Source organism: Pseudomonas sp. Lb2C2 (assembly GCF_052112205.1).
Lineage (GTDB): Bacteria > Pseudomonadota > Gammaproteobacteria > Pseudomonadales > Pseudomonadaceae > Aquipseudomonas > Aquipseudomonas kilonensis.
Genome location: NZ_JAUTYW010000005.1, coordinates 136,578 through 151,244, shown reverse-complemented (window position 1 = coordinate 151,244; position 14,667 = coordinate 136,578). Strand labels below are relative to the sequence as shown.

At 61.5% G+C, this 14,667-nt stretch carries 13 protein-coding genes; 8 read left to right on the top strand and 5 right to left on the bottom strand.

Features of this window, described 5'->3' with window-relative positions:
- Window positions 1-755: 755 nt before the first annotated feature.
- Entirely contained in the window at window positions 756-1,478 is a 723-nt protein-coding gene (locus Q7F16_RS16085) for a response regulator transcription factor (protein WP_046062534.1), read from the top strand.
- On the top strand, window positions 1,475-3,085 hold the full coding sequence (locus Q7F16_RS16080; protein ID WP_409557006.1) for an ATP-binding protein: 1,611 nt from the start codon (window positions 1,475-1,477) through the stop codon (window positions 3,083-3,085). The genes Q7F16_RS16085 and Q7F16_RS16080 overlap by 4 nt, the downstream gene beginning before the upstream one ends.
- A gap of 132 nt (window positions 3,086-3,217) precedes the next feature.
- On the opposite strand, the gene Q7F16_RS16075 is transcribed toward Q7F16_RS16080, so the two are convergent.
- A complete protein-coding gene (locus Q7F16_RS16075; protein ID WP_409557007.1) occupies window positions 3,218-3,943 on the bottom strand; it encodes a 4'-phosphopantetheinyl transferase family protein in 726 nt (241 codons plus the stop codon).
- 199 nt (window positions 3,944-4,142) lie between these two features.
- On the bottom strand, window positions 4,143-4,934 hold the full coding sequence (locus Q7F16_RS16070) for a dienelactone hydrolase family protein (protein WP_046062532.1): 792 nt from the start codon (window positions 4,932-4,934) through the stop codon (window positions 4,143-4,145).
- A 144-nt stretch (window positions 4,935-5,078) separates the two neighbouring features.
- Here Q7F16_RS16070 and Q7F16_RS16065 point away from each other — a divergent pair, with 144 nt between their 5' ends.
- From Q7F16_RS16065 to Q7F16_RS16055, 3 genes are all read left to right on the top strand, one after another.
- Window positions 5,079-5,678 (top strand): membrane protein, encoded by a 600-nt coding sequence (locus Q7F16_RS16065; RefSeq protein WP_014339773.1) that lies wholly within the window; start codon window positions 5,079-5,081, stop codon window positions 5,676-5,678.
- A gap of 105 nt (window positions 5,679-5,783) precedes the next feature.
- On the top strand, window positions 5,784-6,461 hold the full coding sequence (locus Q7F16_RS16060; protein WP_013694070.1) for a response regulator: 678 nt from the start codon (window positions 5,784-5,786) through the stop codon (window positions 6,459-6,461).
- Complete coding sequence (locus Q7F16_RS16055) at window positions 6,458-7,804, top strand: ATP-binding protein (protein WP_409557008.1); 1,347 nt, start codon at window positions 6,458-6,460, stop codon at window positions 7,802-7,804. Before Q7F16_RS16060 ends, Q7F16_RS16055 begins: the two co-directional genes overlap by 4 nt.
- 163 nt (window positions 7,805-7,967) lie before the next feature.
- On the opposite strand, the gene Q7F16_RS16050 is transcribed toward Q7F16_RS16055, so the two are convergent.
- Window positions 7,968-8,966: an AraC family transcriptional regulator gene (locus tag Q7F16_RS16050; RefSeq protein ID WP_046062529.1), complete on the bottom strand. Its 999-nt coding sequence runs from the start codon at window positions 8,964-8,966 to the stop codon at window positions 7,968-7,970.
- 333 nt (window positions 8,967-9,299) lie between these two features.
- On the opposite strand from Q7F16_RS16050, the gene Q7F16_RS16045 reads away from it, so the two are divergent.
- Together Q7F16_RS16045 and Q7F16_RS16040 are read left to right on the top strand one after the other, a co-directional pair.
- Complete coding sequence (locus tag Q7F16_RS16045) at window positions 9,300-10,628, top strand: dicarboxylate/amino acid:cation symporter (RefSeq protein WP_409557009.1); 1,329 nt, start codon at window positions 9,300-9,302, stop codon at window positions 10,626-10,628.
- A 313-nt stretch (window positions 10,629-10,941) separates the two neighbouring features.
- Window positions 10,942-12,123 (top strand): CaiB/BaiF CoA transferase family protein, encoded by a 1,182-nt coding sequence (locus tag Q7F16_RS16040; protein ID WP_409557010.1) that lies wholly within the window; start codon window positions 10,942-10,944, stop codon window positions 12,121-12,123.
- Window positions 12,124-12,243: 120 nt separating this feature from the next.
- Here the strand turns inward: Q7F16_RS16040 and Q7F16_RS16035 are convergent, their stop codons facing one another.
- Window positions 12,244-12,738 (bottom strand): SprT family zinc-dependent metalloprotease, encoded by a 495-nt coding sequence (locus Q7F16_RS16035; protein ID WP_014339767.1) that lies wholly within the window; start codon window positions 12,736-12,738, stop codon window positions 12,244-12,246.
- A 174-nt stretch (window positions 12,739-12,912) separates the two neighbouring features.
- A complete protein-coding gene (locus Q7F16_RS16030; protein ID WP_014339766.1) occupies window positions 12,913-13,515 on the bottom strand; it encodes a Yip1 family protein in 603 nt (200 codons plus the stop codon).
- 280 nt (window positions 13,516-13,795) lie between these two features.
- Here Q7F16_RS16030 and ttcA point away from each other — a divergent pair, with 280 nt between their 5' ends.
- Window positions 13,796-14,620, top strand: coding sequence for a tRNA 2-thiocytidine(32) synthetase TtcA (gene ttcA / locus Q7F16_RS16025; RefSeq protein ID WP_014339765.1), 825 nt, complete (start codon window positions 13,796-13,798; stop codon window positions 14,618-14,620).
- The last annotated feature ends 47 nt before the right edge of the window (window positions 14,621-14,667 follow it).

Here is a 14,667-nt window from a genome sequence, read left to right as displayed (position 1 = left end):
TAGGAAGCAGGCGTTTAATGCCGCTTCCATCCGAAGTTCTCAGGTTGCGAGCGAGGCTCGAAACCGGGTTGTCGGGGTGGCAGCAATTGACTGCAACACCCGTACCGTTTCGGTCGTTTTCGACCTGGAAACAGTTGCCATCCGCAGGGGCGGTCTGGGCTTGGGGAAATGCGGTGTTTCAGCTGGACAGAAGCAAGAAAAGCGCTTGAATTCTCTGCCCGACTTGTGTTTGGTTTTTGGCCTGAAACCCTACATGTAGGGTTTTTTGCGCGGCGGGCTACAAGATAATGCGTTTTTGGGGGGTATGCAACGTACTACCTGTGGATAAGCCTGTGCGTAATTTGTGTGCGAAACGTGGAACTGCTCTGTAGGCCGCGACCTAGCTGGAGTGGACCTTTTTTCATCGGTTTCGACGATCCGAAAACAGCCTGGTGGTTTTTGCGGGCGCGGACATTACCACATAAAACCCACTCGATCGAAACGCATTTGTCCGCTTGTTTTCTGCGCAGGCGACGTTTATACAATCGGCCCATGCGTGGGTGTGTTTATCCTCCTTTAACATGACAAAAAGATGGGGGGAGCTGTTTCCGAATACCTGAAGTGGGCACCTTTTGTGGCGAGGGAGCTTGCTCCCGCTCGGTTGCGCAGCGACCGCAAAAATCCTAGGGCCGCTTCGCACCCCAGCGGGAGCAAGCTCCCTCGCCACAGGTGAGTGCTGATCCTTCCTTTTATATTCGCAGCAAGACGAGGCCCTAGTGGAACAAGAAGCCTGGCAGGTATTGATCGTCGAGGATGACCAGCGTCTGGCCGAGCTGACCCGGGAATACCTCGAAAGCAACGGATTGCGTGTTGCCATCGAAGGCGACGGCGCGGTGGCGGCGGCGCGGATCATTGCCGAGCAGCCGGATCTGGTGGTCCTCGACCTGATGCTGCCCGGCGAAGACGGCCTGAGCATCTGTCGCAAGGTGCGCGAGCACTATGACGGGCCGATCCTGATGCTCACCGCCCGCACCGACGACACCGATCAGATCCAGGGCCTGGACCTGGGCGCCGATGATTACGTGTGCAAGCCGGTTCGCCCGCGTTTGCTCTTGGCGCGTATCCAGGCCTTGCTGCGACGCAGCGAACCGGAGCCGAGCGTCGCGCAGAAGCCGCGACGCCTGCAATTCGGCCCGCTGGTGGTCGACGACGCCCTGCGCGAAGCCTGGTTGCAGGGCAACGGTATCGAGCTGACCAGCGCCGAATTCGACCTGCTGTGGCTGCTGGTGTCCAATGCCGGGCGCATCCTGTCCCGGGAAGAAATCTTCACCGCCCTGCGCGGCATTGGTTATGACGGTCAGGACCGCTCCATCGACGTGCGTATTTCGCGCATCCGCCCCAAGATCGGCGACGACCCGGATCATCCACGGCTGATCAAGACCATCCGCAGCAAAGGCTACCTATTCGTTCCTGAAGCTTGCGTAGACCTGGCGCCGTGAATTCGATCTTCCTGCGCATTTATGGCGGCATGTGTGCGGCGCTGGTGCTGGTGGCGGTCCTCGGCGTATTGGCCTTGCACCTGCTCAACCAGACCCGCAGTGAGCAATACCGCGAGCGCCTGGCCCACGGCACGTTTTCGCTGATGGCCGACAACCTGCGGCCGATGAACGACACCGAACGGCGGCGGGCGTTGCTGGTGTGGGAGCGCCTGCTGGGCATTCCCCTGGCGTTGCAGACCTTCACCCAGACCGACCTCGACCTTGGCCAACGCACCCGCGTGCTGCGCGGCCAGGCATTGGTCGAGCAGACCGGGCCGCATGCGGCAAAAGTCTATCGGCTGGTCAGCGATGGCGAGCAACTGATGTTGGTGGGGGAAGTCCAGCAGATCAGCGAACAACTGGCCCGCGCGACCATCTACCTGTTGGCCGACGAGCTGGTGCGTTATCCAGTGGCCGAACAACCCAAACGGCTGGCGCAACTGGCGCAGGAAAAAGGTTTTGGTTTCGACCTGCGACTCATGACCGCCGAGCAGGCCGACATGGACGAAGACCAGCGCCGTCGTGTGTCCGAGGGTGATACGGTGATGGCGCTGGGCAAGGGCGGCGACTCCATCCGGGTCTTCGCCGGCATGGTCGGCACGCCATGGGTGCTGGAGATCGGTCCGCTGTACCAGATGAACCCTTATCCGCCGCAATGGCTGGTGCTGATCGCGGCGCTGGGGTTGAGCCTGATCGGCTTGATCGTCTACCTGTTGGTACGCCAATTGGAGCGGCGCTTGCGTGGCCTGGAGTCGGCCGCCACCCAGATCGCCCAGGGCAGCCTGGAAACCCGGGTGCCGGCCCGAGGCGCCGACTCGGTCGGGCGACTGGCTGCGGCGTTCAACGGCATGGCCGAACACCTGCAGCAGTTGTTGGCGATCCAGCGCGAGCTGGTGCGAGCGGTGTCCCACGAATTGCGCACCCCGGTGGCGCGCCTGCGCTTCGGCCTGGAAATGCTCGGCAGCGCCACCACGCCCCAGGCCCGGGACAAATACCTGGCGGGCATGGACCACGACATCGAAGACCTGGATCGGCTGGTGGACGAAATGCTCACCTACGCGCGGCTGGAACAGGGTTCACCGGCCCTGAATTTCCAGCGGGTGGACCTGGATGCGCTGGTCAATCAAGTGATCGATGAGCTGGGGCCGTTGCGGGCCGGGATCACGGTCGAGCGCGGTCTATGCCTGTCGGCCGCCGATTGCGACGGCGCCTGGGTCGAGGCCGAGCCACGCTTTCTGCATCGCGCCCTGCAGAACCTGGTGGGTAACGCCATGCGTCACGCCAGTTCCCGGGTCACCGTCAGCTACCAGGTAGGCCAGTTGCGCTGCCGGGTGGATGTGGAAGATGACGGGCCCGGCGTGCCGGAAGCGGCATGGGAGCGGATTTTCAAACCTTTCCTGCGCCTGGACGACAGCCGCGCCCGGGCTTCGGGCGGCCATGGGTTGGGGCTGTCGATCGTGCGACGGATCATCCACTGGCACGACGGTCGGGCGCTGATCGGCAAGAGCAAGAGCTTGGGCGGGGCGTGCTTCAGCTTGAGTTGGCCGAGGCATCAAGACAGGTCTTGATAGGTGGGGGGCCTGATCGACCGCCATCGCGGGCAAGCCTTGCTCCCACAGATCAGTGCTCCCTGATTTAAGTGTGGTTTGCTGTGGGAGCAAGGCTTGCCCGCGATGAGGCCCTGAAAAGCAGCACAGCTCTCAGGCCCTGATCCCTACCAGGCTCAATAACTGCCCATCCTTCACCCCAAACTGCCCCTGCAGCTCACTGCCATGGCACCACTCGGCAGACAGGTCCGTCAGCAAACGCAGGCGCACCTGCCCATCGGGTGTCCAGTCCAGCACCTCGGCATGCTCGAAATAAAAGCGTTGCCTGACGATCGGATACAGCGCCTTGAACAGGCTTTCCTTCACTGAAAAGGTCAGGGTCACCAGCAAGGCCCGGTCATCGCGCGCGAGTTTGGTCATGCGCTGCAACTCTGGCGAAGTGAGGATCTCGCCGGCCAGGCGTTCGGCGCGCTCGGGGTCGAGCAGGTTTTCCACGTCCATGCCCAGCCCTTGCCAGTGATCTTTTTTCGCGACGATGGCCGCTGCACGGCCCGTGCTGTGGGTGATCGAACCGCTGACATGGGCCGGCCACACAGGCGCGCGATCTTCGCCGATGGCCGGCACGCAGGCCAGGCCGTCGAGCCGCTGCAACGCCGCCCGGGCGCAGATCCGACCGGCCAGGAATTCTGCCTGGCGCTTGGCGACCGAGCGCTGGATGCTCGCCGGAGGTTCGATGGCGCTGTTGGGGAAGTCGGTGCTCACCAGCAGCAACGGGTCGAAGCGGGTGCTCAGCAGCACCGTATCGGGCAGGGCATCGGGCAAGAGCCAATGTTCATCCAAAGGCGAGCAGCAGGCGGGCAGGGTGGGGAGTGTATTCATGCCAGGCATTTTGCCGGGTTGGCTGGAGGCTGGGTAGTGGGGGGCGTGTGTATGGGGCAGAGGCTGGCTTTTGTGGCGAGGGAGCTTGCTCCCGCTGGGCTGCGAAGCGGCCCCAAAAGATCTGTGAGCGCTACGCACTCAAGCGGGAGCAAGCTCCCTCGCCACAAAAACATCATTTTTTCAGCTGAAAGAAGTGTGCTCAGCCAAAGATTTTCTTGAAGAACTTCTGCATATCCGCCCACGACTTCTCATCGGCTTCCTTGTTGTAGCCAATGTCCGGGCCGCCATGTTCGCCGTGGCTCAAGCGGTCGGCATCGGGGTTGCTGAAGCCGTGCTTGGCACCTTCGAGGCTGACGAATTTGTAGTCGGCGCCGGCCTTGTCCATCTCACTCTTGAACGCGGTGACGTTGTCCTGGGTGACCATGCTGTCCAGGGCGCCATGTTCGACCAGCACCTTGGCCTTGACGCTGCCCGGCGTTGCCGGGGTGTTGGTCACCAATGCACCGTGGAAACTCACCACGCCGGCCAGCGGCACACCCTGGCGTGCCGCATCGAGCACCACCTTGCCGCCGAAGCAGTAGCCGATGGCAGCGAGTTTGTCCGGATCGGTCTGAGGCTGTTTCTTCAGCAGGTCGAGACCGGCCTGGAAGCGGGCACTGGCCGCCTTGCCGTCCTTGAGCGCCGCCTGCATGAAGGCCATGGCGTCCTTGGGGTGTTCGGTGTTCTTGCCGTCGCCGTACATGTCGATGGCCAGGGCGCTATAGCCCAGGCCGGCGAGGTCACGGGCACGGCGCTTGGCGTAGTCGTTCAGCCCCCACCATTCATGCACCACCACCACGCCCGGGCGCGGCCCTTTGACGGCGTCGTCATACGCGTAATAGCCGATCAGCTTGGTGCCGTCGGCACTGGTGTAGGGGAGTTCCTGGGTCTGGATGGCGGCGTGGCTCACGCCGCTCATGGCCAGAAGTACAACAGCAAGCAGCCTGCGCATGACGGATCTCCTTATAAAAGTGGTCCGCACAGATTAGCCGATTCATTCAGCGCAGGTTCAGAGAACGTTCAAGGGGTGTTCAGGGATCACTGGTTAAGGTGACCACGACTTCACAAAACATCCACGCTGCAAAGGAACTTGACCATGACTGCTATGAAAAAACTGTTGTTGGCTTTCACCGTGCTGGGCGCCACTGCCATGGCCCACGCCGATGACAATTTCGCCAGCCTGACCCTTGGCCAGACCAGCGACAAGGTGAAGAAATCCGACGCCTTGGACAGCGCCCTGAACAACCCCAACGCCGACGGCGTCATCGGCAAGGACACCACGTATGGCCTGCGACTGGGCAAGCAAAACGACCAGGGCCGCTACTACGCCACCTACGACAATGTTTCGGGCACCCACAACGGCATCAAGCTGCGCCAGGAAAACCTGCTGGGCAGCTACGATGTGTTCTATCCGGTCACCAGCAGCACCAAACTGTTCGGTGGCGGTACGGCGGGCCTGACCAAGCTGACCCAGGATTCTCCTGGCTTCAGCCGCGACAGCGACATCGGCTACGCCGTGGGCTTGCAAGGGGGCGTGCTGCAACAAATTTCGCAAAACACCTCGGTTGAACTGGGTTACCGTTACCTGCGCAGCAACGCCAGCACCGAGATGAGCCCGCACGGTGGCGACAAGGTCGGCTCGCTGGACCTGACCAGCAGCGCCCAGACGTACCTGTCCGCCAACTACACGTTCTAAGCGGTCGATGGTGAGCGTATCCAGCCGGATCGGTCGAAGACGATCCGGCGCCTTTCGTTGAGGTGCGCCGCACTGGATTGTTTGATTTGCCTGGGGAGAGGCTCCATGAAATTACTGGTCGTCGAAGACGAAGCGCTGTTGCGTCACCACCTGCAAACCCGTCTCACCGACAGCGGCCATGTGGTGCAGGCCGTGGCCAATGCCGAAGAGGCCTTATACCAGGTCCGGGAATTCAATCATGACCTGGCGGTGATCGACCTGGGCCTGCCGGGGATCAGCGGGCTGGAGCTGATCCGCCGGCTGCGCTCACAGGACAAGACGTTTCCGATCCTGATCCTGACTGCCCGCGGCAACTGGCAGGACAAGGTCGAAGGCTTGGCCGCCGGTGCCGATGACTACGTGGTCAAGCCGTTTCAGTTCGAAGAGCTGGAGGCCCGGTTGAACGCCTTGTTGCGTCGTTCCAGCGGCTTTACCCAGTCGACCATCGTGGCCGGGCCATTGCTGCTTGACCTCAACCGCAAGCAGGCGTCCCTCGGTGAGGAGCCGTTGGCGTTGACGGCCTACGAATACCGCATACTCGAATACCTCATGCGCCATCACCAGCAAGTGGTGGCCAAGGACCGCTTGATGGAGCAGCTTTATCCCGATGACGACGAGCGTGATCCCAATGTCATCGAGGTGCTGGTCGGACGCCTGCGCCGTAAGCTGGAAGCCCCCGCCGGCTTCAAGCCCATCGACACCGTGCGTGGCTTGGGCTACCTGTTCAACGAGCGCTGCCAGTGATTCGTTCGCTTCGCCTGCGGCTGATGCTGGCCGCCATGACCCTGGCGGTGCTGTTCATGCTGGCCTTGTTGCCGGCCATGCAAGGCGCGTTCAGCCTGGCGTTGCAGGAATCCATCGAGCAACGCCTGGCCTCGGACGTGACCACGCTGATTTCCGCCGCCCGGGTGGAGAACAACCGCTTGAAGATGCCGGCGCAGTTGCCCGATGAGCGTTTCAACCTCGCCGATGCCCGCTTGCTGGGCTACATCTATGATCGCGAGGGGCGGTTGGTCTGGCGGTCGAAGGCCACCCAGGAAGAAAACATCAACTACACGCCACGCTATGACGGCCAGGGCAATCAGTTTGCGCGCATTCGCGAGAACGACGGCCAGGAGTTTTTTGTCTATGACGTCGAAATCAAGTTGCTCGGCGGCCAGAGTGCGGCGTTCAGCATCGTCACCCTGCAACCGGTGCGCGACTACGAAGTGACCCTGCAAGGGCTGCGGGACAATCTGTACCTGGGCTTTGGCGCAGCCCTTTTGGTGTTGCTGGCGCTGTTGTGGATCGGCCTGACCTGGGGGCTTCGGGCGCTGCGGCGCCTGAGCCAGGAGCTCGACGAAATCGAAAGCGGGGCCCGGGAAAGTCTCAGTACCGAACATCCCCGGGAACTGCTGCGCCTGACCGGTTCCCTCAACCGCTTGCTGTACAGCGAGCGGGAGCAGCGCAGCCGTTATCGCGACTCCCTCGATGACCTGGCCCACAGCTTGAAGACCCCGCTGGCGGTGTTGCAGGGCGTCAGCGAGGACATGGCCCGGCGCCCCGAGGATCGTGGCCAGGCCTGGGTGCTGCAATCCCAGATCGAGCGCATGAGCCAGCAGATCGGTTACCAGTTGCAGCGCGCCAGCCTGCGCAAAAGCGGGCTGGTACGCCATCAGGTGCCCTTGCGCCCGGTGCTGCAAAGCCTGTGCGACACCTTGGACAAGGTCTATCGCGACAAACGGGTCAATGTCAGTTTCGATTTGCCGGAGCAATGCCAGGTGCCGATCGAACAGGGGGCCTTGCTGGAGATGCTCGGCAATCTGCTGGAGAACGCCTATCGGTTGTGCCTGGGCGAGGTGCGCATCAGTGTGCACCAGACCCTCGGCGGCACGGAGTTGAGTGTCGAGGACGACGGGCCGGGTGTGCCACCGGATCAACGTGCGCGGATTCTCCAGCGGGGTGAGCGGTTGGATCGCCAGCACCCGGGGCAGGGTATCGGCCTGGCGGTGGTCAAGGACATCATCGAGAGCTACGGCGCCAAGCTGACCCTGGGGGATTCAGAGCTGGGCGGGGCGGCGTTCCGGATTCATTTTCCGGTGGTCTGACTGGAATATTTTCGGCGGGGCGCCGCCCTTTGTGGCGAGGGAGCTTGCTCCCGCTCGAGTGCGCAGCGCTCGCAAATTTTTGGGGCCGCTTCGCAGCCCAGCGGGAGCAAGCTCCCTCGCCACAGGAGACGGTAGATACACCACAGAAAGTGGATGCCACCACTCAGTTTTCCAACGCCCGATAAGCTCCCGGCGTCAGCCCCGTCCACTTCTTGAACGCCCGGTGAAACGCCGACGGCTCTGAGAACCCCAACTGCTCGGCAATCTGCTGCAACGACAAGTCCGCGCGCCCCAAGTGGTAGATGGCGATATCCCGCCGCAGCTGATCCTTGAGTTCCTGGAAACTGGTGCCTTCCTCCCGCAAGTGCCGGCGCAAGGTCTGCGGGCTGATGTGCAAATGGGCAGCGACGGTGTCCAGGTCGGGCCAGCGCGCGGTGTCGCGGCTGAGCAAGCGGCGTAGCTGGCTGCTCAGGCTGTGGCCATCGTCCGGGCGCGACAGCAGGTCGGCGGGGGAGCGTTCGAGGAAATGCTTGAGGGTGCGTTCGTCCTGCAGTAGTGGCATGTCCAGGTAGCGGCTGTGGAACAACAGGCTGCTGCTGCGCGCTTCGAACATCAGCGGACAGGGAAAAAGTAGGTCGTATTCGGCACCGTGGGCAGGTTTGGCGTAGCCGAAGGTCGCCTGTTCCAGACCGATCCGCTGGCCGATCAGCCAACTGGCGAGGCGATGCCAGACCACCAGCAGGCTTTCAGTCAGGAAGTGATCCGGGTCCCACAGCGTCGAATCGTCCAGCACCAGCCGCACTCGCTCGCCTTCGGCTTCCAGCGTCAGGCGCGGGGCGTCGGGGAGCAAACTGTAGAACAGCAAGCCGCGCTGAAGGGCCTTGCCCAGGGTCCGACAGTGGATCAACGCGTGACACATCATGGCAAACGTCCCGGGTTTGCTCGCAGCCCTGCCGAACCCCAGGTATTCGTCCCCCAATGCCAGCCACAGCGCCTGCAACAGGCGTGCGAACTGCTCTGGCGCAATCCGCGCGCGCGGCTCATCCAACAGCTCTGGGCTGATGCCCAGTTGTTGCAGCACAGGAAAATAGTCGAAGCCTTGCCGACGTGCGCCGCCCAGGGCTGCGCGGGCGAAGTGGCTGGCGATCGTGCGTTGGCGCATGGCAGAAGTCCGTTCGTTAAGCGGGCGATGGTAGCAGGGCACTGGGACCCGACAAGGCGGATATCCGCCAAATCCCGGAGTGAGAAACTCTGCGTGGGCGGAAATCCGCCACCTTCCTCAGTCGTGTTTAGCCCTTGAGGAATCCATAAGCCCTTGTGCAATAAGGGTTGTAGGGTTTTTCCAAAAAATGGCACGAGCCTTGCGATAGAGCACACAGGTCTGCCGCGTGCAGCCGACAAAAAACAAATCCCTCCAGTGCAGGAGGGTTCGCAATTGAGGTGCCGTGGACGACAGGTGGAAGTCGTCAAACGGGACTCTTGAGGAAGGTTTGCCATGACGACTCGTCAGCCACTGTACAAATCCCTGTATTTCCAGGTGATCGTAGCCATTGCCATCGGTATTTTGCTCGGCCACTTCTACCCGCAGACCGGTGTTGCCCTCAAGCCATTCGGCGACGGGTTCATCAAACTGATCAAAATGGTCATCGCCCCCATCATCTTCTGTACCGTCGTCAGCGGCATCGGCGGCATGCAGAACATGAAGTCGGTCGGCAAGACTGGCGGCTATGCGCTGCTGTACTTTGAAATCGTTTCCACCATCGCCCTGCTGATCGGCCTGGTCGTGGTCAACGTCGTGCAACCGGGCGCCGGCATGCACATCGACGTGACGACCCTGGACACCAGCAAGATCGCCGGTTTCATCAATGCCAGTAAAGACCAGAGCATCATTGCCTTCATCCTCAACGTGATCCCGAACACCATCGTCGGTGCGTTCGCCAACGGCGACATCCTGCAAGTGTTGATGTTCTCGGTGCTCTTCGGTTTTGCCCTGCATCGCCTGGGCTCCTACGGTAAGCCGGTGCTGGACTTCATCGATCGCTTCGCCCACGTGATGTTCATCATCATCAACATGATCATGAAGCTGGCGCCTATCGGTGCGTTCGGTGCCATGGCGTTCACCATCGGCGCCTACGGTGTCGGTTCGCTGGTGCAGCTGGGCCAGCTGATGATCTGCTTCTACATCACCTGCGTGGTGTTCGTACTGGTGGTGCTGGGCGCCATCTGCCGCGCCCACGGCTTCAGCGTCGTCAAGCTGATCCGCTACATCCGTGAAGAACTGCTGATCGTGCTGGGCACTTCCTCGTCGGAATCGGCCCTGCCACGCATGCTGATCAAGATGGAGCGCCTGGGTGCCAAGAAGTCGGTCGTAGGCCTGGTCATCCCGACTGGCTACTCGTTCAACCTCGACGGTACTTCGATCTACCTGACCATGGCTGCAGTGTTCATCGCCCAGGCCACCGATACCCCAATGGACCTGACTCACCAGATCACCCTGTTGCTGGTGCTGCTGTTGTCCTCCAAAGGTGCTGCTGGCGTGACCGGTAGCGGCTTCATCGTACTGGCGGCCACCCTGTCGGCCGTGGGCACCTTGCCGGTGGCCGGCCTGGCACTGATCCTGGGTATCGACCGCTTCATGTCCGAAGCCCGCGCCCTGACCAACCTGGTGGGTAACGCCGTCGCCACGATCGTGGTTGCCAAGTGGGTCAAGGAGCTGGACGAAGACCAGTTGCAGACCGAGCTGGCTTCCGGTGGTCGTGGTATCTCCGACGTCCGTGAAGAAGACGATCTGGTTGCAACGGCTGAAACCGCGCCAGCGAAGTAATCTTCAGGCTGTAATGAAAAACCCGCTTCGGCGGGTTTTTTTTGCACTCAATTTCAAGACGGACATGTTTTTTGTGGCGAGGGGATTTATCCCATACTCTGTGGGAGCAAGGCTTGCCCGCGATGCAGGCGATGCGGTCTTTCAGGAGTCGAGGCGCCTGTTTCGCGAGCAAGCCTTGCTCCCACAGCCCAGCGTCGCCACAAAGATTCCGTGCCAGCCTGAGCGCAATCGTCATTCGAAGTGACACCTGCGGTAATTGCCCTGCCCTCAACCCCTGCCTAGCCTTTCACCATCACTCTCTTGGAGATCGCCCATGCAAGGCCCACTGGCATCGCTCAAGGTTCTGGACTTCTCGACCCTGCTGCCCGGCCCGTTCGCCTCGCTGTTGCTGGCGGACATGGGGGCCGAAGTGTTGCGCATCGAGTCGCCGACCCGCCAGGACCTGTTGCGGGTACTGCCACCCCATGACCAGGGGGTATCGGCCAGCCACGCCTACATCAACCGCAACAAGCGCAGCCTGGCCCTGGACCTCAAGCAGCCGCAAGGGTTGGCGGTGGTCACGCAGTTGCTGGCGGACTACGACATTCTGCTGGAACAGTTCCGCCCCGGCGTGATGGAGCGACTGGGCCTGGGGTACGAGGCCTTGAAGACGATCAATCCGCGGCTGATCTATGTGTCGATCACCGGTTACGGCCAGACCGGGCCCTACAAGGACCGCGCCGGTCACGACATCAATTACCTGGCCCTGGCGGGGCTGGCCAGCCACACCGGTCGTGCCGACAGCGGTCCGTTGCCGCTGGGGATCCAGGCGGCAGACATCGCCGGTGGTTCGTTGCACGGGGTGATCGGGCTGTTGGCGGCGGTCATCGCCCGTCAGCAAACCGGGCAGGGTCAGCACCTGGACGTGAGCATGACTGACTGTGTGTTCAGCCTCAACGCCATGGCCGGTGCCGGTTACCTGGCCTGCGGTGTCGAGCCGGGTTGGGAAAAGCAGATGCTCAACGGCGGCAGCTTCTATGACTATTACCGCACCCGCGATGGTCGCTGGATGTCGGTGGGCAGCCTGGAACCGGCCTTCATGCAGGCGCTGTGCGAGGCCTTGGGGCGGCCGGAGCTCGCGGCCCAGGGGTTGTCGCCCAAGCCTGAACAACAACACGCGCTCAAGCAGGCACTGCAGGCCGAGTTCGAGAAGCATGACTTTGCCGAGCTGTGCAGCCTGTTTGCAGAAATCGATGCCTGCGTCGAGCCGGTACTGAGCCTGGAGGAAGCTGTCCGGCATCCGCAGTTACAGGCTCGGGAGCTGGTGACTCAGGTGCCCCGGGGCGATGGTTCGAGCCAGGCGCAGATGGCTTGCCCGTTGAGATTTTCCGAAGGGTTGCCCGAGCCTCGGCATATTGGCGCGGGGGTGGGGGCGCATACGGATCAGGTGTTAGGGGAGTTGGGGTTTAGTGCGCAGCGGATCGAAGCGTTGCGTAAGCGCGGGGTGGTTTTGTAGCGTCTGTCAGGCCGCTATCGCGAGCAAGCTCGCTCCCACACTGGATTTGCGGCGCTCACAAAACCCCTGTGGGAGCGAGCTTGCTCGCGAAGGGGCCAGCCCAGCCGCCACAAAAGCCTGCTATTCCACCCTGGTCTCCCCACTGAACACCAAGGTATTGCGGCAGCTACGGCACAAATACCGCCGCCCCTGGCGCACCAGGCTGTGGCGCTGGGCCGAGAACGGAAAGTCGCTGCCGTCGCAGGGGCATTTGTAGATGTAGCGGGTCACGCTGCGGCGTTTGATTGCGTAGGTGTGACAGCGGTTGGGCGGCAGTTCGTAGACCCCGCGCATGATCAGTTGCCATTCCTCGCCATGGGGCTGGATGCGTTCGCCAAACAGTTGGTGGGCGATCAGGTGCGCGACTTCATGGGCGACGGTCTGCTTGAGGAAGTCTTCGGCGTTTTCCCGGTACAACTGTGGATTGAAGCGCAGCAGATTTTCATGCAGGTGCGCGACACCAGCCTTCTGGCCACGCAATTTGAAGCTGACCACCGGGCGTTTGAAAGGACGTTTGAAAAAGGATTCGGCTTGTTGGTAACACTCTTCGACGCGGGTATTGAGTTGCTCGAGCATGCTTTACGGGTCTCCAGAAGCCCGAGTATGCCGCAAGCGTCGGCCGTTGCGAATCGTCCAGGCGCTCAGTGGTCGTTTCGTGTGGCTCAAACACAGGAAGGCCGCCTTGCGGCGGCCTGTGTCGGCAGATCCTGCTTTTTTATTGGAGGGTACTATCGGGACCGTTTCAATCTTTCAATTGGTATAGACCGGGCCGACGCCCAGCCCCCAGACGATGACCGTGAACGCCATGATGGCCACCAGCACCACCAGGCCGACGGCGAGTACCGAACTGGAAAACAGAAAACCTTCGTCCTGGGGAATGTTCATGAACGTCGGCAGGCCCACATACAGCAGGTAGACCGTGTAGCAGATCGCCGCCGTGCCGACGATCATCCCCAGCCACATGTGCGGGTAGAGCGCCGCCAGGCCGCCGATGAACAAAGGTGTCGCGGTGTAGGTGGCGAATGCAACGCAACGGGCCAGGCTCGGGTTGGCGTCATAGGTACGGGCCATCCAGTGGATGAAGGCGCCCATCACTGCCACACCGCCCAACATGGCCAGGTACGACATGACGGTCATCCACAGCGCACTTTCCTGGGTGAGCATGACCGGTGGACGATTGCCGATGACCCATCCCACCTGCGTGGTGCCGATGAATGCCGATACCGCGGGAATAGCCGCCAGGATCAGCGTGTGGGTGAGGTACATGTGGCTGATGCTTTCCTCCTGATCGCCACGGATTTCTTTCCATTCTTGATCAGGGTGGGTAAAGAGCCCCACGACATGATGGATCATAGTCAGTCACTCCTTTGTTATTGCCATCGCCCCCCAACGGAGCGCCTACGGGCCAAATGGCCGGGTAAGTAAAGGTCTGTAAGTGTGTGCGACCTTATGTCGCAGTATAGAAAGGAGTCACCCCGAGGGGGATGGGGGGCTTAGAGCAAATCGCGCTGTAAAGGAAAAGGCTAATCGCGGCTTGATCTGTGGGCGCCACCTTGCTGGCAGGGGCGGTGCCACATCCGGGATTTTTTGCGTAAAATGCCGGCCTTTCGTCACACCTCACGGATTTCGCGTCATGGGCACTCTTACGGTCAACCAGAACAAACTGCAAAAGCGCCTGCGCCGCCAGGCCGGTGAGGCGGTCGCCGATTTCAACATGATCGAGGACGGCGACAAGGTCATGGTCTGCCTGTCCGGCGGCAAGGACAGCTACACCTTGCTCGATGTGCTGATGCATCTGCAGAAGGTTGCGCCGATCAAGTTCGACATCGTCGCGGTGAACATGGACCAGAAGCAGCCCGGGTTCCCCGAGCATGTGCTGCCGGCCTACCTCGAGTCGCTGGGCGTGGAATATCACATCGTCGAGAAAGACACCTATTCGGTGGTCAAGGAACTGATTCCCGAAGGCAAGACCACCTGTTCGCTGTGCTCACGCCTGCGGCGCGGAACGCTCTACACCTTCGCCGACGAGATCGGCGCAACCAAGATGGCCCTGGGACACCACCGCGACGATATCGTCGAGACCTTCTTCCTGAACATGTTCTACAACGGCTCGCTCAAGGCCATGCCGCCCAAGCTGCGCGCCGATGACGGGCGCAACGTGGTGATCCGCCCGCTGGCCTATTGCAACGAGAAAGACATCCAGGCCTATTCGGATTTCAAGCAGTTCCCGATCATCCCCTGCAACCTGTGCGGCTCCCAGGAAAACCTGCAACGCCAGGTGGTCAAGGAAATGCTCCAGGAGTGGGAGCGCAAGACCCCGGGCCGTACCGAGAGCATTTTCCGCGGCTTGCAGAATGTCATTCCGTCGCAACTGGCGGACCGCAACCTGTTCGACTTCACCAACCTGCGCATCGACGAAAACGCCACGCCGCGGTTCGTCAATGTGGTGAATCTCTGACTCTACCGATAGTTATTACGGCGCTTTCAAGCGCCGTTTTCATTTTT

Coding starts and splice junctions, on each gene's coding strand:
- Q7F16_RS16065 (WP_014339773.1), top strand. CDS start 5,079: ATGACTGCTATGAAAAAACTGTTGTTGGCTTTCACCGTGCTGGGCGCC.
- Q7F16_RS16030 (WP_014339766.1), bottom strand. CDS start 13,515: ATGATCCATCATGTCGTGGGGCTCTTTACCCACCCTGATCAAGAATGG.
- Q7F16_RS16035 (WP_014339767.1), bottom strand. CDS start 12,738: ATGCTCGAGCAACTCAATACCCGCGTCGAAGAGTGTTACCAACAAGCC.
- Q7F16_RS16075 (WP_409557007.1), bottom strand. CDS start 3,943: ATGAATACACTCCCCACCCTGCCCGCCTGCTGCTCGCCTTTGGATGAA.
- Q7F16_RS16050 (WP_046062529.1), bottom strand. CDS start 8,966: ATGCGCCAACGCACGATCGCCAGCCACTTCGCCCGCGCAGCCCTGGGC.
- Q7F16_RS16070 (WP_046062532.1), bottom strand. CDS start 4,934: ATGCGCAGGCTGCTTGCTGTTGTACTTCTGGCCATGAGCGGCGTGAGC.
- Q7F16_RS16040 (WP_409557010.1), top strand. CDS start 10,942: ATGCAAGGCCCACTGGCATCGCTCAAGGTTCTGGACTTCTCGACCCTG.
- ttcA (WP_014339765.1), top strand. CDS start 13,796: ATGGGCACTCTTACGGTCAACCAGAACAAACTGCAAAAGCGCCTGCGC.
- Q7F16_RS16045 (WP_409557009.1), top strand. CDS start 9,300: ATGACGACTCGTCAGCCACTGTACAAATCCCTGTATTTCCAGGTGATC.
- Q7F16_RS16060 (WP_013694070.1), top strand. CDS start 5,784: ATGAAATTACTGGTCGTCGAAGACGAAGCGCTGTTGCGTCACCACCTG.